Genomic DNA, 22,636 nt, shown 5'->3' with positions numbered 1-22,636 from the left:
TGGGCGCGTTGGCGCCCGCTCCGTTCAGATATCCCGCCCTTCGACGGATTCAAGCCGCTGGACGGCTTCTTTTACGCGGGGATTTCGGGGATGTATAGCAAGTGAATGGCGATACGCTTCAAGCGCACCGCGTTCGTCGCCCAGTTCCTCAAGGATGATCCCCAACCCTGATAGCGCCGAAAAATGGCGCGGTTCCAGCGTCAGCACGCGGGCAATATCATCGAGTGAGAGGCCCAGCCGGCCCGACAGGAAAAAAGCGGTCGCGCGCGCGTTCCAGCCTTCAGCAAATTCAGGCGCATGATCCGTAAGCGCGGTCAGATGTTCAATCGCGACCTCGAAATCTCCGGCATCCATAGCTTTGCGACCACGTTCCAGCAGCAGGTCGAACGTGTCCGACCCAGAATGCGACCAGAGATCCCAGATCTCATCCTCAAGCGCTTTCCAGTTGCTGTCATCGGCATTGGCCAGCAGCGTGAACAGACGCTCTAGCTGATCCGCCTTGGGCTGTGCAGCCTGAGGCGCGATTGACGACGGTTCCGAGGTTTGGGCTGCACCTGACATCGGCAGACCAACGAAAAGCGCAAGAATCGACGCGGCAATGAGACTTGAGCGAGCCATACAGAAATATTAGCAGAACCCCGCCTGCCCAACAGACACATTCCCGTGCAACCGGCCAATTTTCGCGCGTCAGGCAACTTTCCCGAGCGTCACTTCACCGAAAAGCGATTTACGCCTGCGTCAACACTGCGTTAGCATCCCCGCGATACTTACGCCCATACGGGCAGAAAACGGAGGATACCACGTGAGTGACGTGATCAATGCGGCAGTGACCGCTCTGAACGAAAAGATCGAAGGCGGGTTTGACGGTGGCACGGCGAAATTCGTGTTGAACGGTGAAGGCTCGATCATTGTGGATGGCAATGGCGCGCGCGAAGGTGACGAAGACGCTGATGTGACACTGACCGCGGATTCGGACGTCTTTCAAGAGATGCTGTCGGGCGAGATGAACCCGACCACGGCCTTCATGACAGGCAAGCTGTCAGTGGACGGCGACATGGGCATGGCAATGCAGCTGGGCGCAGCTTTGGGCTGAAGACCCCCAAGGATAAGACATGTCAGACGCACCCCTGTTCAACGATATTGCGCAAGGTCCACCCAGCGGGTGCGCCTTCTGGCGCACGGCGTCGGATGGTGTGCGGGTGCGTCTGGCCCATTGGCCACGGCAAGACGGATCGCTAAAGCGCGGCACCGTTCTGCTGTTTCCCGGCCGCACGGAATATATCGAGAAATACGGGTTGACCGCATCCGAACTGGCTGAACGCGGATTTGACACTCTGACGATCGACTGGCGCGGTCAGGGCCTATCAGACCGGCCTGACAACGAACGTGCGCTGGGTCATGTGGGCCATTTTGACGAATACCAGCTTGATCTTGCACAGATGATGGCGCTGGCGGAAGAACTTGATCTGCCCCGCCCTTTTACCATGCTCGCTCATTCCATGGGGGGCTGCATCGGTTTGCGCGCGCTGCACAATGGTCTGGACGTGGCTGGGGCCTGTTTCAGTGCGCCGATGTGGGGCATTGTTATGTCTAAGCCCGTTCGCCCGCTGGCATGGGGCTTTTCCTGGGCCTTGCACCGTTCACCATGGAAGCTGGCTCTGTCCCCCGGCACCGCGCGCCAGACCTATGTGCTGGCCGAGGCATTCGAGGGTAACATGCTGACGACTGATCCCCAGATGTGGGATATGATGCGCAATCAGGCCAAAGCCCACCCCGAACTGACGCTTGGCGGTCCAACGGCGGGTTGGCTGTTTGCTGCACTGTCGGAAATGCGAGAGCTTGCCAACATGGCCGCACCAAACGTGCCAGCCGTGACATGGTTGGGGACCAACGAACGCATTGTCGAACCTGCTCCTGTCCACGCGCTTATGGCGCGCTGGCCGAACGGGCGGCTTGAAATTCTGCAAGGGCTTGAACACGAAGTGATCATGGAAGCCCCTGACGTGCGCAAACAGGTTTACACGTCAATCGAAGATCTGGCCCAAGGGCGAAGCGCAAGTTCAGCGGCCTGAATTTGTCCCCTTCTTGCGCCTGCCGGTGATCGGTGGAGGTTTAAGTCACTGTACGGCTTTTCTTCATCGCGTGAAGATGTGCGACCAAGGCGCGTGTCGATCCGTCAAGATCAGCCCCATCCGCTGCACCTGAGACCACGGGTTCCAACGCCACGGCAAGTTCCTTGCCAAGCTCCACTCCCCATTGATCAAACGAGTTGATGCCAAGGATCACGCCCTCAACAAAGACACGGTGCTCATACAGCGCGATGATTTGACCCAGCACCTCGGGTGTCAGTTTGGGATAAAGCAGTGTGGTCGACGGCCTGTTGCCTGGAAACACCCGATGTGCGGCCTGACGTTCCAGTTCCTCGCCTTCGAAATCCTGCGCCTGCATCATCTGGCGCGCCACGTCCAGTGACCGACCTAGCATCAGTGCCTGTGACTGCGCCAGACAGTTGGCCATCAACAGCCGGTGCTGGTGGTCCAATTCCGGCTCGTGTCCGGCAGCACCGACCATGAATTCGCACGGGATGATATCTGTCCCTTGATGGATCAGTTGATAGAAAGCATGCTGACCGTTGGTGCCGGGTTCACCCCAAACAACGGGGCCAGAGACCTCGTCCAACACGCTGCCATCCAATGCGACACGTTTACCGTTGCTCTCCATCTCCAACTGCTGAAGATATGCTGGCAATCGGGCCAGACGTTGCTCATAGGGCAAGACCGCGCGGGTTGGATAGCCACATATCTGACGATGCCATATCCCTACTAGGGCCAGCATCAAGGGCATGTTATCGCGACCTTGCGCCTGGCAGAAATGCTCGTCCATCGAGCGCGCGCCTTCAAGCATCTGATCGAAGCGATCCGGACCAATGGCGATCATCAACGACAGCCCGATCGGCCCCCACATGGAATATCGCCCGCCGACCCAATCCTCGAACCCGAAGACACGTTCATTCGCGATGCCCCATTCTGCAGTCTTTTCGGTGTTCGACGACAGTGCGGCAAAATGATGTCCCACAGAAGTCTGTCCGACTTCGCGCGCCAGCCAGTCACGCGCGGTGGCAGCATTGGTCATGGTTTCAATGGTGGTAAAGGTCTTGGACGCCACAATCACCAGCGTTTCCGCCGGGTTCAGCGGTGCCAACACATCCGCAATCTGCGCCCCATCGACGTTCGAGACAAAATGCACACGCGGTCCATCATGGTAAGGCGACAAGGCAAGCGTCGCCATGGCCGGACCAAGGTCCGACCCCCCGATCCCGATGTTGACTACATCGCGGAACCGCCCGCCGCCAGGCGCGCGGATCTGACCCGACCGCAGACGCGACGCAAAGTCCCGCATCCGCGCCAAGGTTTCATGCACTTCGGGAATGACGTCGACACCGTCCACCTCGATTTGTGTATCACCACCGGCGCGAAGGGCCACATGCAAAACAGCGCGATCTTCGGTCAGGTTGATCTTTTTGCCTGCAAACATATCCGCGCGTCGTACGGCCACTTCTGCGTCGTTCGCGAGTGCCAGTAACAGATCAACACCTTCTTCGTCTAGGGCGGTCTTGGACCAGTCAAACACCAGCCCCAAGGCCCGCGTCGTGAAAGACTGCGCGCGAGTATCGTCGGCAAACAGGTCTGATATGCGACGCGCATCACTTACTGTGCGATAGGCTTTCAACTCACTGAAACTCATGATCTTCCTCAAATAATATCTGGCCGATTTCAGGCGGCCCAGTGAACAGTCATATCCGTCAGAACCGCCTTGACCGGAGCATCGAATGCATCGGCAGCGTCAATCGCGGATGCCAGCGCCGCGCGCTTGCTTTCACCCAAGATCAGCAGATGTTTCGACATGGCACTATTCAATACCGGCGCGGTCAGGGTCATGCGTGGCTCGTCCGCCCCCGGCGCGCGCATGGGTAGCAGTGCAGGCGCCTTAGTTGATAGAGCGTCAGAAAGACGATCTGCACCGGGAAACAGGCTGGCGGTGTGCATATCCTCGCCCATACCCAACAGCACCACGGAAAGCGGCAACGAATCCTGAACGTCTTTTGTCAGGGTCTTAAGGCAATCTTCAGGCATTGATGTTCCGCCGTAAAGCGGGATCAAACGAGCGGCAGCAGCCTTGTCGGTCAACAATCTTTTCTTCAGTAGCGCGGTGTTTGAACGGGGGTTATCTTCGGGCACCCAGCGCTCATCCGTCAGCATGACATTCACCCGCGCCCAATCCAGATCAACGCCAGATAAGGCATCAAAAACAGGGCCGGGCGTCGTCCCGCCGGGCACGGCCAGTGCGGCGCGGTCTTCATGGTCCAGTGCCATCGCCAGTTCCGACGCGATCTTGTCGGCAAGGTCCAGCATCATCATGTCGCGATCGGCATATTCGACCAGTTTCATTCGCGGATCTCCCTCCAGCGACGACCATCTCTATGCAGCAGCATAAGCGCCTCTTCCGGTCCCGTCGAGAATGGGTCATAGAGTTTGGGCTTGTTGCCCCGATCTTCCCACTCGGCGATGATTGGATCGGTCCACGCCCAGGCAGCCTCGACCTCGTCACCGCGCATGAACAGGGTTTGGTTGCCCCGGATCACATCCATGATCAGCCGCTCATAAGCATCAGGGGCATCGGCGGCCTCTTCCCCCAGGGCTTCGGCAAAGGTCATGTCCAGCGGTACATCAATCAGACGCATGCCGCCCAACCCCGGCTCCTTGATTGTCACCTTAAGATCCATACCTTCATTCGGTTGCAGGCGGATCGACAGCTCATTGGCAGATTGGCCGGTGTCCTCCTCAAAAATCGAATGCGGCGGTTCCTTGAAGCGCACGACAATCTCGGACATACGCCCCCGCATCCGCTTGCCCGTTCGCAAATAAAACGGCGTGCCGTTCCAGCGCCAGTTTGAAATGTGCAGCTTCATGGCCACAAAGCTTTCGGTGGTGCTGGCGTCGGTTTCCGCATCTTCAAGATAAGACGCCACATCATCGTCACCGCGATACTGACCGCGCACAATGTCTTCTGAGGCAACTGGATCAAGTGCGCGGATGATCTTGAGCTTTTCGTCTCGCACCGCATTGGGTTCAAATTTCGAAGGCGGCTCCATCGCGGTCAGACAAAGAAGCTGCATCAGGTGATTTTGTACCATATCGCGCATCGCGCCTGACTTATCATAGTAGCTGCCGCGGCCTTCGACACCCACGGTTTCAGCCACGGTGATCTGGATATGATCGACGTATTGCGCGTTCCAAAGTGGTTCAAACAGCATGTTTCCAAAGCGCAGCGCCATCAGGTTCTGCACGGTCTCTTTGCCCAAGTAATGGTCGATCCGATAGATCTGATACTCGGCGAAGTGTTGCGCCAGCGTGTCGTTCAGTGCCCGCGCGGTGGCTTCATCATGGCCGAACGGTTTTTCGACCACGATCCGCGCGGATGGCCCGGCGATCTTGTGGGTGTGAAGCCGTTCAGCAATTGGCCCGAAAAGGCTTGGCCCGACCGAGAAATAAAACGCCTGCACCACATCCTGTCGCACCACGTCCTTCAGGTCAGACCAGCCCTGCTTTCCTGTCGCATCCAGTTGAACGAACCTAAGGCGTTCAAGGAATGCCTTCAAAACCTTCGGATTGCATTTTTTCTTCGGCACAAATTCGCGCACGGCACTTTCGACAAAAACGCGATAGCCATCCGTGTCCATATCCCCCCGTGCCGCACCGATAATCCGCGCGTCTTCCGGCATTTGGCCGTCCAAATGGCGCCGATACAGGCCGGGCAGGATCTTTCGACGGGCAAGGTCGCCAGTGCCCCCAAAAATCACAAGATCAAAGGGGTCGACGGGAATGACGCGCGAGACCATGGGCAACTCCAATTACTGTTAGCGCTAACGGGTTCTGTCAAGGCTTCTACCCGTCCCGCAGTGCAAAGTCTAGCATTCATCGCCCCCACCTCAAGCGAAAGTGGTGCCAGTGAATGTTTACGCGATCATCACACAAAGCAGTTCAAACATGATCGACGCTCCCAGATAGGCCGTCGCACCCGAGGTATCAAATGGTGGCGACACTTCGACCAGATCCGCGCCGACAATATTGACCTCTTTCAACTCGCGCACCACGTCGATCGCCTGAAACGAGTTTGGTCCACCGATTTCAGGCGTGCCGGTGCCGGGGGCAAAAGCAGGATCAACAAAGTCGATGTCATAGCTGACATAGGTGTCGCCCCGCCCTGCGATTTCGCGGGCTTCCGCCATCACATCTGCCACGCCGCGTTGGTGGAATTCCTCGATCGGGATCACCCGGATGCCAACACTTTCCGCGAAATCGCGGTCTTCACTGTCATAGGCAGTGCCGCGGATACCGATCATCACAACGCGCAGCGGATCCAGAAGCCCCTCCTCTACCGCCCGTCGAAACGGGGTGCCGTGGGTGAACATCGTGCCATCAAAATACGAATGATACAGATCCGTGTGGCTGTCGAAATGGATCATGCCCAGCGGGCCGTCCTTGGCCAACGCCCGCAGAATCGGCAAGGTGCACAGATGGTCGCCCCCGCCGGTCAACGGGCGAACATTTGCCGCCTTAACCCGCGTATAGAACCGCTCCATCCGTTGCAAACTGTCCATCAGATCGGCGGGGTTCGGGGCCACGTCGCCAAGATCGGCGCAATTTGCGGCCTCGAAAGGACGCATGCCTGTCGCCCCGTTTTGTGCACGGATCATAGTGGACATGTCGCGCAACTGGCGCGGGCCGTGGCGTGGGCCGGGCCGGTTCGTCGTGCCCCCATCCCATGGTGCGCCAATCAATCCGATCTGCACTTCGGAAAATCGGGGATGGTCGAAATCGACATACGGCAGGCGCATGAAAGTCGGCACACCGGCAAAACGTGGTAAATCGAAACCCGAAATGGGGGTAAAAAACGGATCAGTCATGGCGAAGCTCCCTCGTCAGAGGGAAAGGCTATCGCCTTATACTCTTTCGGTCACGCGTCAAGTTCTGCGTCCCAATACAGGAAGTCCATCCAGCTTTCATGCAGGTGGCCCGGAGGGAACTTTCGCCCAATATTTCGCAACTCTTCCGCAGCGGGTTGGCGCGGAGGTTTGCGCAAGTTCAGCCCCGAATATCGCAAAGGTTTCGACCCTTTGCGAAGATTACACCTTTGACAGGCCGCAACGACATTTTCCCAACTGGTGACACCGCCAGCAGCCCGCGGCACCACGTGATCGAAGGTCAGATCCCCCTTTGCTCCGCAATACTGGCAGCAAAACTCGTCCCTCAGAAAAAGATTAAAGCGCGTGAAGGCCACGCGCTTTTGAGGTTTCACATAATCTTTCAGAACCACGACGGACGGTATCCGTATCTCCAGCGACGGGCTTCGAACCACCTCGTCATACTCGGCCAATATGTTGACCCGATCCAGCACGGCGGCTTTCACCGCCTCCTGCCAAGGCCACAGGGATAAAGGGTAGTAGGACAAGGGCCGATAATCGGCATTGAGCACAAGTGCGGCATTGGTTTTGACCCCCCCGCCTTCGCGCACAAATTCTGTCCTGAAATCGCCATCCATCACGCGTCAATCCTCGCCGGTACAGGCCTTTGATCAGGCCAACGGGGCGGGGACGCCCGCCCCATGTTCATAGGTTGACTATATATAGGATGATCAACCTGACAAGCCCCATCATGTTGGGGTAAGGCAGGTGTAAGATTCGTCCGTGTCGGGGATATGACAGGTTCGTCTATTTCTGTGCTTTGGGTGTGATCCCCAGCTTGTCCTGAATGAAGCTCAGCGCCACTGACAACCCGTCCATGGCAATACCATGCCCGGTGCCCTTCATGATGAATCCATAGGTTTCAAACCCGTTCGCCTGAAGGATTTCACCACTTTCCGAGAAATGGCCCGGCGGCACCATGTCGTCCTGATCGCCATGCACCAACAGCACGGGCGGCTTGGACTTGATATGGTCGGCATATTGGTCTGGTTCCAGCATCCGACCCGAAAACGCGACGATCCCGGCAATCGGCTCGTCCCGGCGCGGGATCACCCGCAAGGCCATCATCGTACCCTGAGAAAATCCGAAAACGATTAGTTGCGAAGGGTTTATCCCCTCATCCTCAAGCACTTGATCCAGAAAGGCGTCAATGTCATCGGCGGCCTTGTTGGCCCCGTTCATGCTGTCTTCTTCAGACGACCCGTCAAGCCACGGAATGGGGAACCACTGGAACCCGAACGGGTTGCCCGCGCATTTTTCGGGCGCATCCGGGGCGATGAACACCGTGTCGGGCAGATGTTCGGACAGCGGGTCCGCCAGACCCAAAAGGTCCGCCCCATCCGCGCCATAGCCGTGCAGGAATACAACCACCGATTTGGTATTGCCCGAGGCCGCAGGGCGGCGTTTCACATCCAGTATGCGGTTCATCAGCGGATCCCTTCACGTTGCTTTTCAAGACGGTAATAGGCCCAGAGCAGCCGGGCCGCAACGCCTCTCCACGGCGTCCACGCTTCGGCAAGCGAACGCATCTCTTTTTCCTTCGGGCGCGCGGGCAGATCAAAGAGCAGCTTTGCCGCTTCCTGCAGGGCCAAATCACCGGCCGGAAACACATCCGCGCGCGACAGCGCGAAAAGTGCATAAATCTCGGCCGTCCACATCCCGATCCCCGGCACGGCGGTCAGCGTGGTGATCACCTGATCCGACGGCATGGCCCGTAAACTTGGAAAGTCGATCCCTGCCCCCGCCAACGCATGGGCATAACGAATCTTGGGTCGTGACAGGCCCAACGCGGCCAGATCCTCGTGACTGGCGGCAGCTATGGCATCCGGCGTCACCATGCCCGCCCCTTCAACCCGCGCCCAGATCGCTGCGGCAGATGCGGTCGAGACCTGCTGGCCGACAATGGCAAACATCAGCGCCCCGAATCCGTCGTCGCGCAAACGCAAAGGGATGTCGTCGAGTTGATCTCGCACATGTTGGAACGCTGGCTCGACCACACATAGCCAATCTGCCCCTTCGCGCAGGCAGTCCGGCCCACGGATCAGGCGTTCTGCTTGGTCAGCCATGCCAGCGCCTCGTCCGGGGTTTGCACGTGGTCGCAGTCCAGAAGCGGGGGGCGATCCAGCAACGCAACGGGGCGCCCCAGAGCGCGGGCAGCATCCAGTTTCGCACGTGTCGGACCACCTGAATTTCGCGCCACAACCCAATCAATCGCATAGGTTTTTAGAAGCCGCATCTCATAGGCCAACACGTAAGGCGGTTGCCCGATGATCCAGCCGCCCTCATAGGGAAACGGATCATCGGTCCGGTCCACCCGCCGGCAAAACAGCGTTCTGCCCTCGGCAAAATCTGACCATTCCTCAATGGACTGCGCGCCCGTCGCCAGAAAAACACGTGCGCCCTTCGGCACTCGTTTTTCAACATCTTCCTGCGTTGCCACGCTGTACCAAAGATCTCCGTCCTGTGCCTGCCAGGCGGGACGCAACACCCGCAGATAGCGCAGCCCAAGCCGTCGAGAAATCGTTTGTGTTCTGCTGGAGATACGCGTGGCAAAAGGATGCGTTGCGTCGATCACCGTGTCGAATTTGCCGGTCTTCAGAAAGCGTTCTTGCGCTTCTTCGCCACCGAAACCGCCCCTACGGGTCTGAATCGGATACAGTCTGGGTTCGTCCGTAACACCTGCCATCGAGGCAAGCGCATCAATACCCTCTGCGGCCAACCGGTCAGCGATTGCACGCGCTTCCCGTGTGCCTGCCATCAAAAGGATTTTCACGACGCCCGCCCGATCACCGCGCCTTTTCGGTCAATCATCACGATATCAAGGGTTATATCGGCATCCCGCAGCATTTTCTTGGCTTCGTCCCGCGCTTTGGGCACGATGATCTCAGCCATCCTACTTCCATGTTTTTCATACACTTCAAGCGCGGTGTTCATGCTTACGATGGCAGGATCATCCAACCAATCAGCCAGAAGCTCGAAATTCACCTGACTTCGCCCCGAATGTAGATCGCGCGCGCCTTGGGCCAGTTTTGTCAATTTACCAATACCTCCGCCAATGGTCGCGCGCTGGATCGGATGACGCGCGAGGTATTTCAACAATCCCCCAACAAAATCCCCCATATCAAGCATGGCACCATCCGGTAGGCCATAAAGCGCTTGCACAACACGCTCGGACGTCGCCCCCGTGCAGCCCGCCACATGGGTCAGCCCTTCGGCGCGGGCGACGTCGATGCCCCGATGGATCGAAGCAATCCACGCCGCACAAGAAAACGGACGCACGATCCCGGTTGTGCCCAATATCGACAACCCGCCTTTGATTCCCAAACGTGGGTTCCATGTTTTTTCAGCAAGTTGCGCGCCATTCCTGACAGATATTGTAATGTCCAGATCGGGACTTTTTCCAAACGCATCCGCTGCTTCGTGGGTGACCCATTTCATCATTTGGCGCGGGACGGGATTGATCGCGGGTTCGCCCGGTGGGATCGGCAGGCCGGGCTTTGTGACAATGCCCACGCCGTCACCCGCCAGAAAGCGGATGCCCTGCCCGATCTTGCCAGCTTCGACCCGCGCGCGGATCAATGCACCATGGGTGACATCCGGGTCATCGCCCGCATCCTTGATGATTGCGGCTTCGGCCCAGCCGTTGTTGCGCGCGGCTTCTTCGATCTGGAACGTAGGCGTTTCACCCTTCGGCAAGGTGATCGTCACCTGCCTTGGCACATCGTCACCCCACAGACCTTGAAGCGCGGCTTTTACAGCGGCAGTGGCGCAGGCACCTGTGGTCCAGCCGCGGCGCAGTTTGGGGGGCAAATCACTGTTCATCGCGCCGACTATAAGCCGCACTCTGCGCGCCGCCAATCCACCCATTGAGGTCGCATCGGCGCTTTTCGTCTTCTGCGCCACGGTGCATAAGAGGCGCATGAACGACTCGCAGACATTTACTGCCCCGAATTTGCCGGGCTCAGACTGGCCGCAGATGCAGCCCGGCTGGGTCTGGCTTGTGGGTGCTGGCCCTGGTGATCCCGGTTTGTTGACGATCCATGCGGTTAACGCGCTGTCGCAAGCCGACGTAATTGTGCATGACGCGCTGGTCGCGCCGGAAATCCTGTCATGGGCGCGACCAGAGACCGAGGTGATCTATGCCGGCAAGCGCGGCGGAAAACCCTCGGCCAAGCAGCGTGACATTTCCTTGCAGCTTGTTGATCTGGCACGTGCAGGAAAGAAGGTGCTGCGCCTGAAAGGTGGCGATCCCTTTGTGTTTGGGCGCGGCGGTGAAGAAGGCCAAACACTTGTGCAGCACGGCGTGCCGATCCGCATCATTCCTGGCATTTCGGCCGGGATCGGAGGCTTGGCCTATGCGGGTATTCCTGTCACCCACCGCGATGTGAACCAGTCGGTGACCTTTGTGACCGGTCATGATCAATCGGGTGACACCCCCGGATCGCTGGATTGGGCGGCCATTGCGCGGGGGTCCCAGGTGATCGTGATCTATATGGGCATGAAACATCTGGACCGGATACGCACCGCGCTGGTCAATGCTGGCAGACCAGAGGATGAACCCGTCGCCATCACCTCCAACGCGACCACGCCTGACCAACGGGTTCTGGAAACAACCCTTGGCACCTGCGTCGAGGACGCCGCACGCGATGGTATCGAAGCGCCTGCCATCATCTGTGTCGGCCGTGCCGTCCTGATGCGTCAGGCTCTGGACTGGCAAGCGCTGGCGGCAGGAATGCAGCCAAGGAACACCGATCCGCTTGGTCGTGGCCGCCCGGCCGAGGATCGCTGATGACCCGGTCAGGTCAGAGGGGTCTGATCCTCGCCGCGCCGTCCTCTGGCAGCGGCAAGACCACGCTGACATTGGGCCTTCTGCGGGCCTTGACCCGCAGGGGTGTGGACGTGAGCGGCGCAAAATCCGGCCCCGACTATATCGACCCACGTTTCCACGCTGCCGCCTGCGGGCGCGATTGTCCCAATCTGGATGCATGGGCGATGTCGCCTGCAAAGATCGAAGCACTCGCCACATCGGGAGCGGACCTTCTGTTGATCGAAGGCGCGATGGGGCTGTTCGACGGTGCGCCTCCTGATGGGCGCGGCGCCACCGCAGATCTTGCCCGGCAACTCAGCCTGCCTGTGGTGTTGATCATCGACTGCGCGCGCATGGCGCATTCAATTTCACCTTTGGCCGCCGGATTCGCCCAGCATGATCGCGAAGTGCGCGTGGCGGGTGTGATCCTGAACAATGTCGGCAGCCCACGCCACGAAACGATGCTGCGCACTGCGTTGAAAGACAGCCAGTTCGCCGTGCTGGGTGCGGTTCATCGCCAAGCAGGGATGGAACATCCTTCGCGCCATCTGGGGTTGGTGCAGGCTGGCGAACACCCGGACTTGCAGGCCTATTTGGATCGCGTCGCGGATGCGGTTGAGGCATCAGTTGACTTGGACGCCTTTGTGGCATTAAGCGATCCGTTGCCACCTTGCCCGACCACCGCCCCGCGCCTGCGTGCACCTGGCAGACGAATTGCCATTGCCTGGGACGCAGCGTTTGCGTTTGCCTATCCGCATATTCTGGCCGACTGGCAGGCAGAAGGCGCGAAGATCATTCCATTTTCACCGCTGGCCGATGAAGCCCCGGACCCTGATGCGGATTTCATTTTTCTGCCCGGCGGCTATCCCGAGCTACATGCATCCACACTGGCCACAGCGCGGACGTTTAAAACAGCGATACGCGCCGCCGCCTGCCCTATCTATGGTGAGTGCGGAGGATACATGGCGCTTGGCAACGAGATCACCGACAAGGACGGAAATCGGCACAAAATGTTGGGACTGCTGGATCTGGAAACCAGCTTTGCTATCCGCAAGCTGAATCTGGGCTACCGGTCGCTGACCACCACGCACGGCACCTTCCCCGGCGCATGGGCGGCGCATGAATTTCACTACGCCACCACCCTGCGGGCCGAGGGAACACCGCTGTTCGCAGCCTGCGACGCCGAAGGCAACGCCCTGCCCCCCATGGGGCTGATACGAGGCCATGTCTCAGGCAGCTTTGCCCATCTGATTGACCGCGCCTGACCCAGAGCGATCAATTGCCGCGTCCGGCTTGGTTTTTCCGTCTGGTCAAAACAACGCCCCACATATACGCATATGCGCATGACTGACGCGACACTCACCCCAGCCGACAACGCACGCGCCAAGCGCAACGTCGCCATCCTTGTGTTGGCGCAAGCCTTTCTGGGCGCGCAGATGCCGATGATCTTCACAATGGCTGGGCTGGCTGGGCAGTCGCTGGCGTCCAATCCGTGCTGGGCCACACTTCCGATATCGATGATGGTGGGCGGCTCCATGTTCTTTGCCAACCCCGTAAGTTGGGTCATGCAAACCTACGGCCGCCGCGTAGGCTTTTGGCTTGGCACGCTGGGCGGATCGCTGGGCGCAGCGATCAGTGCCTATGCGCTAACACAAGCGGATTTTGGTATCTTCTTGATTGGGTCCTTCTTGATGGGCCTTTATCAGTCTTCGCAAGGCTTCTTCCGCTTTGCAGCCGCAGACACTGCCTCGCCAGCATTTCGACCGAAGGCGATTTCTTACGTGATGGCAGGTGGTCTGGCCTCGGCCGTCATCGGCCCACAGCTGTTCAATGCGACCAATGACGCGCTGGTCGTACCATTTTTGGGGGCGTATCTGACAATCATTGTGATCAATATCGTGGGCTCGTTCCTGTTTCTGGGGTTGGACATTCCCAAGCCGCCGAAGCCGCATATCGACGATCCAAAGGGCCGCACGCGACGCGAGCTTCTACGTGACCCTGTGATTGCTGTCGCGATCATCTGCGGCATGGTCTCTTACGCGCTGATGAATCTAGTAATGACTTCGACCCCTCTGGCGGTGGTCGGCTGTGGGTTTGAAACTGATATGGCAGGCAATGTTGTCACAGCCCACGTGTTGGCAATGTTCGTGCCCAGCTTTTTCACCGGCCACCTAATCGCCCGTTTCGGCACCCGCAAGGTGATTGCGACCGGCTTGGCGATCCTTGGTCTGGCAGGCGTCGTCGCCCTGCAAGGGGTCGAGCTTGAGAACTTCTTTATCGCCCTGATCTTGCTGGGCATCGGCTGGAATTTCGGCTTCATCGGCGCCACCACCATGCTGGCCGGCGCCCACGCCCCGGAAGAGCGCGGTCGCGTTCAAGGCATGAACGACATGATCGTCTTCGGCTGCGTGACCATCGCGTCATTGGCATCGGGTGGGTTGATGAACTGCTCGGGTGGTTCGACGATCGAGGGCTGGAATGCCGTGAACATCGCTATGGTTCCGTTTCTGGCACTGGCAGGTGCTTCACTGATCTGGCTGATGCTCAGACCAAATGAAGCCTGATCATTGGCCGGTTAAACACGTTCTATTGTTTTTGCTGCAGTTTTGAAAATGTTGTTGCTTTATGCTTTGGACAGGTCTTGTGACATCCGACATGGAAACAGGTCGTGGCGTTGTTTTGCAAACCGCTATCGGCGATCGATGTACGGCTCATAACCACCACATCATCCATCATTTCCTGAGTGATTTTAGGTTTGAACTGGATGCCGGCGAAATATGTATTTCTCCACATCACCCGTCCAGTTGCCTTGTGACCGCAAAAAAAGAACTCACCGCGCAACCCCACCACATGCTCTGATCCCACTTCGATCTTCGCCCCGTTTCTGTTGATGTCCACGAAATTTGAAATCGTGCAATAGTCTTCTGCGAGAAACAGAAACGGTGTTCTGCAGTTCGTGCGTGGTTCCCGGCTTCTAAGAGACCAGCGGAAGAGACCCACGGTGACGACGATGGTCGCGATAAAAACTGCTGTTGCAATGCCAATCACCGGACGTACGGCGACGCTGGATGTTGACAACTTTTCCGAGGAATCAGGCCTTAACGGTTCGAGAGGTTTTCGCACAGCATCGCGAGGAACCTGTGGATTTGCTTCGCATCCGAAAAGTGGCGAGACCCGCTGCAGGGCCTGTATCAGTTGTGACAAATCATGTTCAAAGGCAACCGATGCGAGTACAGGATCCGCAATCGAGTTAACGCTCATCCGTCTCAGCACGAACACTGCCGATGTCAACGTGTCCCCTGCACCCTGTTTGTCCAAGTTGCTGTTTGTTGTTTGCACATGTTCCAGCTGTTTTTGCAAGGTTGTCAGATGGCGCATAATCGCGTTCATGTCGACGGGTCGCCCCTCTTCTGCCACCCGTTGCCTGATCTGTTTCAGTTCTGCGATGCTACCGCAAATCTTTGTGTCGTCTGCGATGGCAAACTGAGCGAAGCTGGAAACAACCAAAGCGCCTAAAACTGTCTGAAGTCTGAATCTGATCAAAGCTGAGGTTGTCATGTTAGAAGCAAACTAGTCATGCATAAGTTACAAAACGCTAAATCGGACCCATTTCTTGGCAGTTGACAGACTGGTTAGCGATAGCTAACCTTTCCAAATGACTGATAGACCTTTTTACATCCTCGACGGTGAACCAGTCGGAAAAGCGAGCATTCTGCGCGAAGGGCTGCGCCTGTTCGCAACAAAAGGACTGTCGGAAACCACGATCAGAGATATCGGTGCAGCTGCTGGACTGACAAATCCCGCGCTCTACAAGCATTTCAGAACAAAACATGATCTGGCCCTGACCCTGTTTGAACGCTGTTATCGCGAACATATGAAACGACTGGTCCAGGCCACACCGAAAGAGCTAAGGTTTTCTGAAAAATTCCAGGGCTTTGTTAGATGTGTTCTGGGTGCCTATGACGTGGATCCAAACGCCGCGATTTTCGTAACGGACAACCTGACGATACTATGGCCCGAAGCGTCCGAGCGGCTGAGCGACCGCACAGCGATCAGCATCCTGCGTGAGATACTTGAAGACGGAAGAAAGGCCGGTCTGGTCGGTCAGGATGAGACCGTCGAGTTGCAAATTTCGATGGTGATCGGTCTGCTGAACCAGCTGATGCGCCAGATTTTCCTGTGCGCCCTTCCCGGTCCCGCTCGAAGTTATGCAGAAGGAAGCGCGCGTCTGCTCCATGATGGCCTCGGCTGATTTTTCTGACCCATTTTTTTTTAACCCCTAGGTTAGCATTTGCTTACCTTTCATGGAGACCCAAGACATGCAAGCCATCAATCACATCGCAACTGCGCTGGTTCTGAAAAAGACCTTCCCTTCTGCGCCTCTTTTCGGCCTGATACTGTCGGTCGAAGCGGTGGAATACCTGTGGGTGGGGTTGAACCTGATCGGCGTCGAAAGAACAATTGTCGACGAAAACATGCGCTCGATTTCGGATATCCACATGGAACACATGCCATTTTCGCACTCAATCGCCGGCAGCATTTTGATCGCAACATGCGTTGGCATGATCTTCCTGTGGCGCCAGGGCAGCGCCGCTCGGGTGGCGGCTTTTGCCATGTCCTTGGGAGTGGTGTCGCATATTGTGCTTGATCTTTTGGTACATGCCAAGGACATCGAGTTTGCACCCTACTTGGGAAATGACCGATTTGGTTCAGGTCTCTATGCGATTTATCCGATTGTCGCGCTTTTCGTGGAAACATGCTGGGGTATCGCGTGCTGGCATATCTATCGCGGAAACCGGATGCTGCTTGTCTTGATCGTGATCTTGGGAATTGCCTCGATCCCATTCTATTCGGCGACACTGAATGCAGGAGAGGTTGCTCTGAGCGGGCACCCCAAGACCTTCGCGCTGATCATCCTGGGACAGATCTTGATCACGTCCATTCTGGTCTGGTTTCTTGCCAAAACCGACGCGGCGCAAATTACAGGGCCAAACAAAGCCTAGGATTTCTTGTCCCGTCGCAGATCGGGTGTGTCGGGGCAGTCGGGTATCGTCTTGCCCTTTGAATCACGCGGTGCCGTGTCAGTCCCAGCTTGCCAGCCAATCAGCCCACTCTGCCCTTCCGCCCCCCGCGACGCTTAGGCACCGCCGCCTCGTCCAGCGCCAGCCGCATCACCTCGGTCATCGGGTGCTCTGGAGCATCCGTCCCGTAATGCGCAATCAACGTCTCGATCCGGTCCGCCTGCGGCATCTCGTGGTCGTCAAACAACGCCCAGTCAAGGAAGATGGATCGGCACTCCTCGATCCGGATCCCCTCGATGCGGTAGCTTTCGCGGATCAGGCCGCGTGGATCGATGGCTTTGATGAGGTCTGTCATGCTGCCCTCCCGGTAATGGCATCGCGGGGTTAGCCCGGGGGTGACGCCAGCACCTCGTCTATGGCGCGGGCGGCAGCCCGAGCCTTGGTCTCTAAATCCTTGACCAGCGCCGCCTCACTTTCGGCACCGGTCTCACGCATAAGCAAGTCCTGACCGCCCTTCCCAAGCGCGTCAAGGTCCAAAGAACCTTCCGACAGGAGTTTTGAGACCGCTTGGAGGCGCCACATCAGATCGTGGCTGGCGGCCATCGCTTGTCCTTGCGCGGACGAGAACCAGCCAAGCGCCACACCTTGATTGATCTGCGCAGCCGGATCGCGGGCCGTGTCGTGGGACAAAAGCGCGGCGGCCTGCGCCACCAGTTCCACGTCCTGCAAATGTCCCACACCCAGTTTAGCATCCAAGGCACCACCACCGGTTTTCGCTTCGGCAATCCGGTTTCGCATGTCGATCACATCGGCCACGACTTTGACCGGGTCGCGCTCAAATGCCATCACCTCGGCGCGGGCCGCATCATAGGCTTGCGCCACGCTGTCAGGACCGGCCACCACCCGTGCGCGGGTCAGGGCAAGATGCTCCCACGTCCAGGCCTCGTCTTTCTGATAGGCTCGGAAGCTGTCGATCGAGGTCGCAACCGGACCCTGACGACCCGAGGGGCGCAGGCGCATATCAACCTCGTATAGCCGCCCTTCGGCCATCGGAGCTGATAATGCGGTCAGGAACGCTTGTGTCAGGCGTGCATAATAGGTGCGGGTCGCCAGCGGGCGACGGCCGTCGGACATCTCTTCGCCTTGCGGGTCGTAGATCACGATCAGATCAAGATCTGAGGTTGTCGTCAGGCAACGCGCGCCCAATGAACCCATGCCTATGATCGCGGCACCAGCGCCCGGTGGATCGCCGTGTTTTGCGGCGAAATTTTCGACCACCACCGGCCAGATCGCGCGGATTACCGCATCGGCAAGATCACTGTATTGCGTGCCTGCCTCGCGCGCGGTGATCAATCCGCGCAACAAATGCACACCGATGCGGAAATGCCATTCCTTCATCCAACGGCGGGTGCCATCAAGCCGCGCTTCGTAATCCGGTAGAGCCTGCAAGCGGCGTTCAAGCTGCGACTGAAGAGCCTCGGCACCCGGCCAATCCTCGAAGAATCCGCCACCGATCACGGCATCCAGAACCTGTGCGTTGTGCCCCAGATAGGTAGCCAACGCAGGGGCCGTGGCAGCGATGTCGACGATCAGGTCAACCAGCGTCGGGTTTGCTTCAAACAGCGAAAACAGCTGCACCCCGGCGGGCAGACGTGACAGGAACCCATCGAAATGGATCAAGGCCTCGTGTGGGCGCGGAGCTTCGGCAAGGCGCGCCAGCAAGTCAGGTTTCAGACGGTTAAAAATCTCGACCGCACGGGTTGATCGCAGGCAGGGATAGCTTTCCCACCGGTGCACGATCTCGGCTTCAGTTTCGTCCAGTTCGCGTGTATCTGCGGCAGAGCCATCTGGGGCAAAGAAACTCTCGGTTACAGTGTGAACTTCGGACAAGGCGTCATGGAGGCGGGATTTCAGCGCCTCGGTGTCCCCTTCCCCCATCATCCGCGCAAGCCGATCAAACCCCGCATCTGTCGATGGCAGCTTATGGGTCTGTGTGTCGCGCATCATTTGAACGCGGTGTTCGACCTCGCGATGAAAACGGTAATGGCCCGTCAACGTCTGTGCCACATCACCAGGGATCCACCCCTTGCCCGCCAGCGCTGCCAAACCGTCCACCGTGCCACGCATTCGCAGGCTTTCGTCGCGCCCCCCCGCGATGATCTGGCGGGTTTGGGTAAAAAACTCGATCTCGCGAATGCCGCCGCGCCCCAGTTTCATGTCATGGCTGGGCAAGGTGATGTCGCCGTGAAGCCCCTTGTGTTCGCGAATGCGAAGGCGCATGTCATGGGCGTCCTGAATGGCGGCGAAATCCAGATGCTTGCGCCAGATGAAGGGACGAAGCCGGGTCAGATACGCGTCGCCGGCTGCAATATCCCCACCGCAGGGTCTTGCTTTGATGTGGGCAGCACGTTCCCAAGTTCGGCCAAGGCTTTCGTAATAGCGTTCAGCAGCTTCCATAGAGACACAAACGGGTGTCACAGCCGGATCGGGGCGCAAACGCAGGTCGGTGCGGAACACATAGCCATCAGCGGTCAACTCAGACAACATTGCACTCATCTTGCGGGTTGCGCGGATGTGGCTGGCGCGTGCGTTGTGGAAATCGGACCCTTCGAATTTACTGTCGTCAAACAACATGATCAGATCAATGTCCGAGCTATAGTTCAGCTCGTGCGCGCCCATCTTGCCCATCGCCATGGCGACCATACCGCCTGCGGTGGCAATATCATCTTCGGTCATACCGGGCAGTTTGCCACGGCGGATTTCCTGCGCGACCTGAAACTGAATTGCCGTGTTTGTGGCGTGATCGGCCAGATCCGTCAGCGCACCTGTCACTTGTTCCAAGGTATAAACACCGGCGAGATCGGCCAGCCCCGCCAACAAGGCGACCCGCTGCTTTGCTACGCGCAAAGTGGCGCGCAGGGCGCTGTCGCCGTCCGCCTGTGGCGAGACCTCTGCCAGAACCGTGGTGATCGCATCCTCGGGCGCTTGGGTCAGCACCGCGCGCAGCCAAATGGCCTGCTTCTCCATCAGCTCTTTTAGGTAAGGTGCACAGCCCGCAGCACCCGCCAGCACGTCGCGTAGCTCGGGCGATAAGTCGGCAAACAGTGCGTCGATCTCGTCTGCGGGTTCGGACTCGAACGGGATTGGGCAACGGGTGATGCGGGTGGCAAAGGGCTGATGGCTCATAGGCGCAAATTGCGCTGCCGGTTCGGGCGGGTCAACTGGCGAGTATGAGTTGCAGCCATAAGGCCGCGGTATCTTGTGCTGTGCGGGCATTTGGATAACTTGGCCCGACGGTGATAAACGAAAGGGTCCACACATGTCGAAAAGCCTGAAACGTGTGAAACAGGCACTGGATGATCTTGGCATCGACACTGAGATAAGCGAGATGTCGGACGGCACCCGAACCGCAGAAGATGCCGCCCGCGCCGTCGGGTGCGAATTGGATCAGATTGCCAAGTCGATCATCTTTCGGGGTGAGGACAGCGGACATGTCATTCTGTTCCTGACCGCGGGTGGCAATCAGGTTGATGCAGGGAAAGCCTCGGCGCTGGCAGGCGAACCTTTGGGCAAGGCCGATGCCAAGCTGATCCGCGCCGAGACTGGTTTTGCCATCGGAGGCGTGTCGCCGGTCGGGCTGATCCAGAAAGTGCGCGCCTATTATGACCCGCGCTTGTTGGCATTCGACACGGTCTGGGCTGCAGCAGGCACGCCGCGTCATGTGTTCCCGGCCCCACCGGCGGCACTGATCAAGGCCACAGCAGCCGTGGAGGGCGATTTCGTGACGGTCCCCACCTGACGCCATGACATCCTCGCTGAGCGAACCTGATCGCTTGCACTTGCAAGTTTTCTCATGCCAACCTTTCAAGTGCAACTAACATGCCCCACATATTCCCAACCCGGAGACTGCCATGACTCGTTATCACCCCCTTCTGGTCGCTTTGCACTGGATCCTCGCCGGTCTGATCATCGGCGCGTTGGTCATGGGCAGCCAGGTATTGGCCCCCCTGCCGAATGACAGCCCAGACAAAATGTTCAGCCTGCGCGCCCATATGACGGTCGGATTGGTGATCGGGGCGCTGATGTTACTGCGGCTGGCGACGCGGCTCAGAACGCCACACCCGCCCAAAGCCGATGCAGGCAATGCCCTGCTGAACACCGGCGCGCGTGCCGCCCATTGGGGGCTTTACGCGCTGGTTCTGTTGATGGTGGCCAGCGGGATTGGCATTTCGATCACTGCCGGTCTGCCGGGGATCGTGTTTGGCGGCTCAGGCGCGCCCCTGCCCGAAACCTTTGATGATCTGACCCCACGCGTGGTGCATGGCGTTGTCGCCACCCTGCTTGCGCTGACGATTCTCGCTCATATCGCGGGCTGGCTGTATCACCAGTTTGTGCTGAAAGACGGTCTGATCCGCCGCATGTGGTTCGGTCCTCGCGCTTGAACGCTGTTACAAGACAGGAAAGGTCACCAAATTTTTGCGGCTTTTTTTGTTTAATTTCAACTCTTTACTTAAATAATGTAAAAAAGTTTCACATTAACCCTTGATGGGAAGGCAGAAATACCCACATCCTAATCATGTGAAAGGCATTCACATTCAACGCCAACTACGGAGACCTAACCATGAACACCGCCGCTCAAACCGACTTCCCTGCCGCCCCGCGCGGTTGGTTTTCGCGAAGCGAAGCATGGCTGGACGAGCGCGGCAAAGGCGCTTGGATCGCCGCCATGGTCATCAGCTTCATCTTCTTCTGGCCCATCGGGCTGGCCCTTCTTGCCTATATGATCTGGAGCAAACGCATGTTCTCGAAATCTTGCAGCCACCGTCGATCAACCGAAACAACTGCATGGAAAGATGCACGTTACGCGCGTCGCCACGGCTTCTCGACCTCGGGCAACACCGCGTTCGACGCCTATAAGGCGGAAACCCTGCGCCGGTTGATGAGCGAACAAGAAGCGTTCGAAGCCTTCCTGGAACGCCTGCGCGCTGCGAAGGACAAGTCCGAGTTCGACCAGTTCATGGATGAACGCGCCAATGCTGCGCAAGCCAGCCGCGAAGAAGCATACGACGACGACTTTACGGACGCCGATGTGGACGATGTCGAAGTGCTGGACGAACCCGCCCGCGACAACAAAAAGAAAAAGTCGTAAACTGAATGCTGGCACATATAAGTGACAGCCCCACCCGGCCCGCGAAGATGGGCCGGGTTACCTGCTGACCAGCACATGCATACAGGATTGATTATGTCTGAATTCTCTCATGCTTATAACCGAGATGAAAACGGTCGCCGTCCCTATTGGGGCCTACCCGACCCTGACACGCAGGCCGAGTTCTATGAAGACGTCACCCTGAAGCGCTTGTTTGCCTGGTTCATCGATGTAGTGCTGATTGCTGCAATCTGCGTACTGATCAGCCTTTTGACCCTCGGGATCGGGTTTTTCCTGTGGGGGCTGATCTATCTGGCGGTCAGCTTCGTCTATCGCGTCACCACCCTATCGAACGCGTCAGCCACGCTGGGGATGCGCCTGACCGCGATCGAGTTGCGAAACCACCGCGGCGAACGTTTTGACCGCACCACCTCCGCCCTGCACACGTTGGGGTATTTCGTGTCGATGTCGACCTTTGTCGTGCAGATGATCTCGATCGTGATGATGTTCACCACGCCGCGCGGGCAAGGTCTGTCAGACATGATGCTGGGCACAGCCGCAGTGAACCGCGCCGCCGGTCGCTGATCACCCATGAAGACTATGTGGTGCCGCTGCGCGCCACATTTACCTTATAACTG

General features: G+C 58.1%; 24 protein-coding genes. 11 read left to right on the top strand and 13 right to left on the bottom strand.

Annotation, left to right across the window (positions count from 1 at the left end):
• Nucleotides 1-24: 24 nt before the first annotated feature.
• Complete coding sequence (locus tag MWU51_RS05785) at nucleotides 25-618, bottom strand: tetratricopeptide repeat protein (RefSeq protein WP_247035550.1); 594 nt, start codon at nucleotides 616-618, stop codon at nucleotides 25-27.
• A 184-nt stretch (nucleotides 619-802) separates the two neighbouring features.
• On the opposite strand from MWU51_RS05785, the gene MWU51_RS05780 reads away from it, so the two are divergent.
• Together MWU51_RS05780 and MWU51_RS05775 are read left to right on the top strand one after the other, a co-directional pair.
• Entirely contained in the window at nucleotides 803-1,093 is a 291-nt protein-coding gene (locus tag MWU51_RS05780) for an SCP2 sterol-binding domain-containing protein (RefSeq protein WP_247035548.1), read from the top strand.
• Between the two features lie 19 nt (nucleotides 1,094-1,112).
• A complete protein-coding gene (locus tag MWU51_RS05775; RefSeq protein ID WP_247035547.1) occupies nucleotides 1,113-2,072 on the top strand; it encodes an alpha/beta hydrolase in 960 nt (319 codons plus the stop codon).
• A 40-nt stretch (nucleotides 2,073-2,112) separates the two neighbouring features.
• Here the strand turns inward: MWU51_RS05775 and pgi are convergent, their stop codons facing one another.
• From pgi to MWU51_RS05730, 9 genes are all read right to left on the bottom strand, one after another.
• Complete coding sequence (gene pgi / locus MWU51_RS05770) at nucleotides 2,113-3,744, bottom strand: glucose-6-phosphate isomerase (protein ID WP_247035546.1); 1,632 nt, start codon at nucleotides 3,742-3,744, stop codon at nucleotides 2,113-2,115.
• Between the two features lie 29 nt (nucleotides 3,745-3,773).
• Nucleotides 3,774-4,448 carry a 6-phosphogluconolactonase gene (pgl, locus tag MWU51_RS05765; protein ID WP_247035545.1) on the bottom strand — a complete coding sequence of 225 codons (675 nt, stop codon included), beginning with the start codon at nucleotides 4,446-4,448 and terminating at the stop codon, nucleotides 3,774-3,776.
• Nucleotides 4,445-5,899, bottom strand: coding sequence for a glucose-6-phosphate dehydrogenase (zwf, locus tag MWU51_RS05760; RefSeq protein WP_247035544.1), 1,455 nt, complete (start codon nucleotides 5,897-5,899; stop codon nucleotides 4,445-4,447). The genes pgl and zwf overlap by 4 nt, the downstream gene beginning before the upstream one ends.
• A 117-nt stretch (nucleotides 5,900-6,016) precedes the next feature.
• Entirely contained in the window at nucleotides 6,017-6,967 is a 951-nt protein-coding gene (speB, locus tag MWU51_RS05755) for an agmatinase (protein ID WP_247035543.1), read from the bottom strand.
• 50 nt (nucleotides 6,968-7,017) lie between these two features.
• Nucleotides 7,018-7,602 carry an HNH endonuclease gene (locus MWU51_RS05750; RefSeq protein WP_247038728.1) on the bottom strand — a complete coding sequence of 195 codons (585 nt, stop codon included), beginning with the start codon at nucleotides 7,600-7,602 and terminating at the stop codon, nucleotides 7,018-7,020.
• A gap of 169 nt (nucleotides 7,603-7,771) precedes the next feature.
• Nucleotides 7,772-8,452 carry an alpha/beta fold hydrolase gene (locus MWU51_RS05745; protein WP_247035541.1) on the bottom strand — a complete coding sequence of 227 codons (681 nt, stop codon included), beginning with the start codon at nucleotides 8,450-8,452 and terminating at the stop codon, nucleotides 7,772-7,774.
• Nucleotides 8,452-9,090 (bottom strand): DNA-3-methyladenine glycosylase 2 family protein, encoded by a 639-nt coding sequence (locus tag MWU51_RS05740; protein WP_247035539.1) that lies wholly within the window; start codon nucleotides 9,088-9,090, stop codon nucleotides 8,452-8,454. The genes MWU51_RS05745 and MWU51_RS05740 overlap by 1 nt, the downstream gene beginning before the upstream one ends.
• Complete coding sequence (locus tag MWU51_RS05735) at nucleotides 9,066-9,797, bottom strand: precorrin-6A/cobalt-precorrin-6A reductase (protein ID WP_247035538.1); 732 nt, start codon at nucleotides 9,795-9,797, stop codon at nucleotides 9,066-9,068. Before MWU51_RS05735 ends, MWU51_RS05740 begins: the two co-directional genes overlap by 25 nt.
• Nucleotides 9,794-10,846 (bottom strand): cobalt-precorrin-5B (C(1))-methyltransferase, encoded by a 1,053-nt coding sequence (locus tag MWU51_RS05730; RefSeq protein WP_247038726.1) that lies wholly within the window; start codon nucleotides 10,844-10,846, stop codon nucleotides 9,794-9,796. Before MWU51_RS05730 ends, MWU51_RS05735 begins: the two co-directional genes overlap by 4 nt.
• A gap of 97 nt (nucleotides 10,847-10,943) precedes the next feature.
• Between MWU51_RS05730 and cobA the strand changes: the two genes are divergently transcribed.
• The 3 genes from cobA (at nucleotide 10,944) to MWU51_RS05715 (ending at nucleotide 14,395) form a co-directional block, all read left to right on the top strand.
• Nucleotides 10,944-11,813: a uroporphyrinogen-III C-methyltransferase gene (gene cobA / locus MWU51_RS05725; RefSeq protein ID WP_247035536.1), complete on the top strand. Its 870-nt coding sequence runs from the start codon at nucleotides 10,944-10,946 to the stop codon at nucleotides 11,811-11,813.
• Nucleotides 11,813-13,096 (top strand): cobyrinate a,c-diamide synthase, encoded by a 1,284-nt coding sequence (locus MWU51_RS05720; protein WP_247035534.1) that lies wholly within the window; start codon nucleotides 11,813-11,815, stop codon nucleotides 13,094-13,096. The genes cobA and MWU51_RS05720 overlap by 1 nt, the downstream gene beginning before the upstream one ends.
• A 78-nt stretch (nucleotides 13,097-13,174) precedes the next feature.
• Nucleotides 13,175-14,395 (top strand): MFS transporter, encoded by a 1,221-nt coding sequence (locus MWU51_RS05715; protein ID WP_247035532.1) that lies wholly within the window; start codon nucleotides 13,175-13,177, stop codon nucleotides 14,393-14,395.
• Between the two features lie 22 nt (nucleotides 14,396-14,417).
• Here MWU51_RS05715 and MWU51_RS05710 read toward each other — a convergent pair whose 3' ends face one another.
• Nucleotides 14,418-15,389, bottom strand: coding sequence for a Mic19 family protein (locus MWU51_RS05710; RefSeq protein ID WP_247035531.1), 972 nt, complete (start codon nucleotides 15,387-15,389; stop codon nucleotides 14,418-14,420).
• 97 nt (nucleotides 15,390-15,486) lie between these two features.
• Here MWU51_RS05710 and MWU51_RS05705 point away from each other — a divergent pair, with 97 nt between their 5' ends.
• Both MWU51_RS05705 and MWU51_RS05700 read left to right on the top strand, forming a co-directional pair.
• Nucleotides 15,487-16,083, top strand: a complete 597-nt coding sequence (locus MWU51_RS05705; protein WP_247035529.1) for a TetR/AcrR family transcriptional regulator — start codon at nucleotides 15,487-15,489, stop codon at nucleotides 16,081-16,083.
• 67 nt (nucleotides 16,084-16,150) lie between these two features.
• On the top strand, nucleotides 16,151-16,834 hold the full coding sequence (locus tag MWU51_RS05700) for a metal-dependent hydrolase (protein WP_247035526.1): 684 nt from the start codon (nucleotides 16,151-16,153) through the stop codon (nucleotides 16,832-16,834).
• A 100-nt stretch (nucleotides 16,835-16,934) separates the two neighbouring features.
• Here MWU51_RS05700 and MWU51_RS05695 read toward each other — a convergent pair whose 3' ends face one another.
• Together MWU51_RS05695 and MWU51_RS05690 are read right to left on the bottom strand one after the other, a co-directional pair.
• A complete protein-coding gene (locus tag MWU51_RS05695) occupies nucleotides 16,935-17,207 on the bottom strand; it encodes a hypothetical protein (protein ID WP_247035516.1) in 273 nt (90 codons plus the stop codon).
• Between the two features lie 29 nt (nucleotides 17,208-17,236).
• Entirely contained in the window at nucleotides 17,237-20,038 is a 2,802-nt protein-coding gene (locus MWU51_RS05690; RefSeq protein WP_247035514.1) for a glutamine-synthetase adenylyltransferase, read from the bottom strand.
• Nucleotides 20,039-20,171: 133 nt separating this feature from the next.
• Between MWU51_RS05690 and MWU51_RS05685 the strand changes: the two genes are divergently transcribed.
• From MWU51_RS05685 to MWU51_RS05670, 4 genes are all read left to right on the top strand, one after another.
• Nucleotides 20,172-20,651, top strand: coding sequence for a YbaK/EbsC family protein (locus tag MWU51_RS05685; RefSeq protein ID WP_247035511.1), 480 nt, complete (start codon nucleotides 20,172-20,174; stop codon nucleotides 20,649-20,651).
• Between the two features lie 112 nt (nucleotides 20,652-20,763).
• Complete coding sequence (locus MWU51_RS05680; protein ID WP_247035509.1) at nucleotides 20,764-21,294, top strand: cytochrome b/b6 domain-containing protein; 531 nt, start codon at nucleotides 20,764-20,766, stop codon at nucleotides 21,292-21,294.
• A gap of 179 nt (nucleotides 21,295-21,473) precedes the next feature.
• Nucleotides 21,474-22,001 (top strand): DUF2852 domain-containing protein, encoded by a 528-nt coding sequence (locus MWU51_RS05675; RefSeq protein WP_247035507.1) that lies wholly within the window; start codon nucleotides 21,474-21,476, stop codon nucleotides 21,999-22,001.
• Nucleotides 22,002-22,094: 93 nt separating this feature from the next.
• Nucleotides 22,095-22,583, top strand: a complete 489-nt coding sequence (locus MWU51_RS05670; protein ID WP_247035505.1) for an RDD family protein — start codon at nucleotides 22,095-22,097, stop codon at nucleotides 22,581-22,583.
• The last annotated feature ends 53 nt before the right edge of the window (nucleotides 22,584-22,636 follow it).

Origin of the sequence: Aliiroseovarius sp. F47248L, from assembly GCF_023016085.1 — a bacterium.
GTDB lineage: Bacteria > Pseudomonadota > Alphaproteobacteria > Rhodobacterales > Rhodobacteraceae > Aliiroseovarius.
Note: the sequence above shows the minus strand (reverse complement) of the source record. Positions and strands in the feature narration are given on the sequence as shown.

What these genes read in the sequence shown, in the direction of transcription:
- MWU51_RS05785 (WP_247035550.1), bottom strand. Translation starts at nt 618, where the DNA reads ATGGCTCGCTCAAGTCTCATTGCCGCGTCGATTCTTGCGCTTTTCGTT.
- MWU51_RS05775 (WP_247035547.1), top strand. Translation starts at nt 1,113, where the DNA reads ATGTCAGACGCACCCCTGTTCAACGATATTGCGCAAGGTCCACCCAGC.
- pgi (WP_247035546.1), bottom strand. Translation starts at nt 3,744, where the DNA reads ATGAGTTTCAGTGAGTTGAAAGCCTATCGCACAGTAAGTGATGCGCGT.
- pgl (WP_247035545.1), bottom strand. Translation starts at nt 4,448, where the DNA reads ATGAAACTGGTCGAATATGCCGATCGCGACATGATGATGCTGGACCTT.
- zwf (WP_247035544.1), bottom strand. Translation starts at nt 5,899, where the DNA reads ATGGTCTCGCGCGTCATTCCCGTCGACCCCTTTGATCTTGTGATTTTT.
- speB (WP_247035543.1), bottom strand. Translation starts at nt 6,967, where the DNA reads ATGACTGATCCGTTTTTTACCCCCATTTCGGGTTTCGATTTACCACGT.
- MWU51_RS05750 (WP_247038728.1), bottom strand. Translation starts at nt 7,602, where the DNA reads ATGGATGGCGATTTCAGGACAGAATTTGTGCGCGAAGGCGGGGGGGTC.
- MWU51_RS05745 (WP_247035541.1), bottom strand. Translation starts at nt 8,452, where the DNA reads ATGAACCGCATACTGGATGTGAAACGCCGCCCTGCGGCCTCGGGCAAT.
- MWU51_RS05740 (WP_247035539.1), bottom strand. Translation starts at nt 9,090, where the DNA reads ATGGCTGACCAAGCAGAACGCCTGATCCGTGGGCCGGACTGCCTGCGC.
- MWU51_RS05730 (WP_247038726.1), bottom strand. Translation starts at nt 10,846, where the DNA reads ATGAACAGTGATTTGCCCCCCAAACTGCGCCGCGGCTGGACCACAGGT.
- cobA (WP_247035536.1), top strand. Translation starts at nt 10,944, where the DNA reads ATGAACGACTCGCAGACATTTACTGCCCCGAATTTGCCGGGCTCAGAC.
- MWU51_RS05720 (WP_247035534.1), top strand. Translation starts at nt 11,813, where the DNA reads ATGACCCGGTCAGGTCAGAGGGGTCTGATCCTCGCCGCGCCGTCCTCT.
- MWU51_RS05715 (WP_247035532.1), top strand. Translation starts at nt 13,175, where the DNA reads ATGACTGACGCGACACTCACCCCAGCCGACAACGCACGCGCCAAGCGC.
- MWU51_RS05710 (WP_247035531.1), bottom strand. Translation starts at nt 15,389, where the DNA reads ATGACAACCTCAGCTTTGATCAGATTCAGACTTCAGACAGTTTTAGGC.
- MWU51_RS05705 (WP_247035529.1), top strand. Translation starts at nt 15,487, where the DNA reads ATGACTGATAGACCTTTTTACATCCTCGACGGTGAACCAGTCGGAAAA.
- MWU51_RS05700 (WP_247035526.1), top strand. Translation starts at nt 16,151, where the DNA reads ATGCAAGCCATCAATCACATCGCAACTGCGCTGGTTCTGAAAAAGACC.
- MWU51_RS05695 (WP_247035516.1), bottom strand. Translation starts at nt 17,207, where the DNA reads ATGACAGACCTCATCAAAGCCATCGATCCACGCGGCCTGATCCGCGAA.
- MWU51_RS05690 (WP_247035514.1), bottom strand. Translation starts at nt 20,038, where the DNA reads ATGAGCCATCAGCCCTTTGCCACCCGCATCACCCGTTGCCCAATCCCG.
- MWU51_RS05685 (WP_247035511.1), top strand. Translation starts at nt 20,172, where the DNA reads ATGTCGAAAAGCCTGAAACGTGTGAAACAGGCACTGGATGATCTTGGC.
- MWU51_RS05680 (WP_247035509.1), top strand. Translation starts at nt 20,764, where the DNA reads ATGACTCGTTATCACCCCCTTCTGGTCGCTTTGCACTGGATCCTCGCC.
- MWU51_RS05675 (WP_247035507.1), top strand. Translation starts at nt 21,474, where the DNA reads ATGAACACCGCCGCTCAAACCGACTTCCCTGCCGCCCCGCGCGGTTGG.
- MWU51_RS05670 (WP_247035505.1), top strand. Translation starts at nt 22,095, where the DNA reads ATGTCTGAATTCTCTCATGCTTATAACCGAGATGAAAACGGTCGCCGT.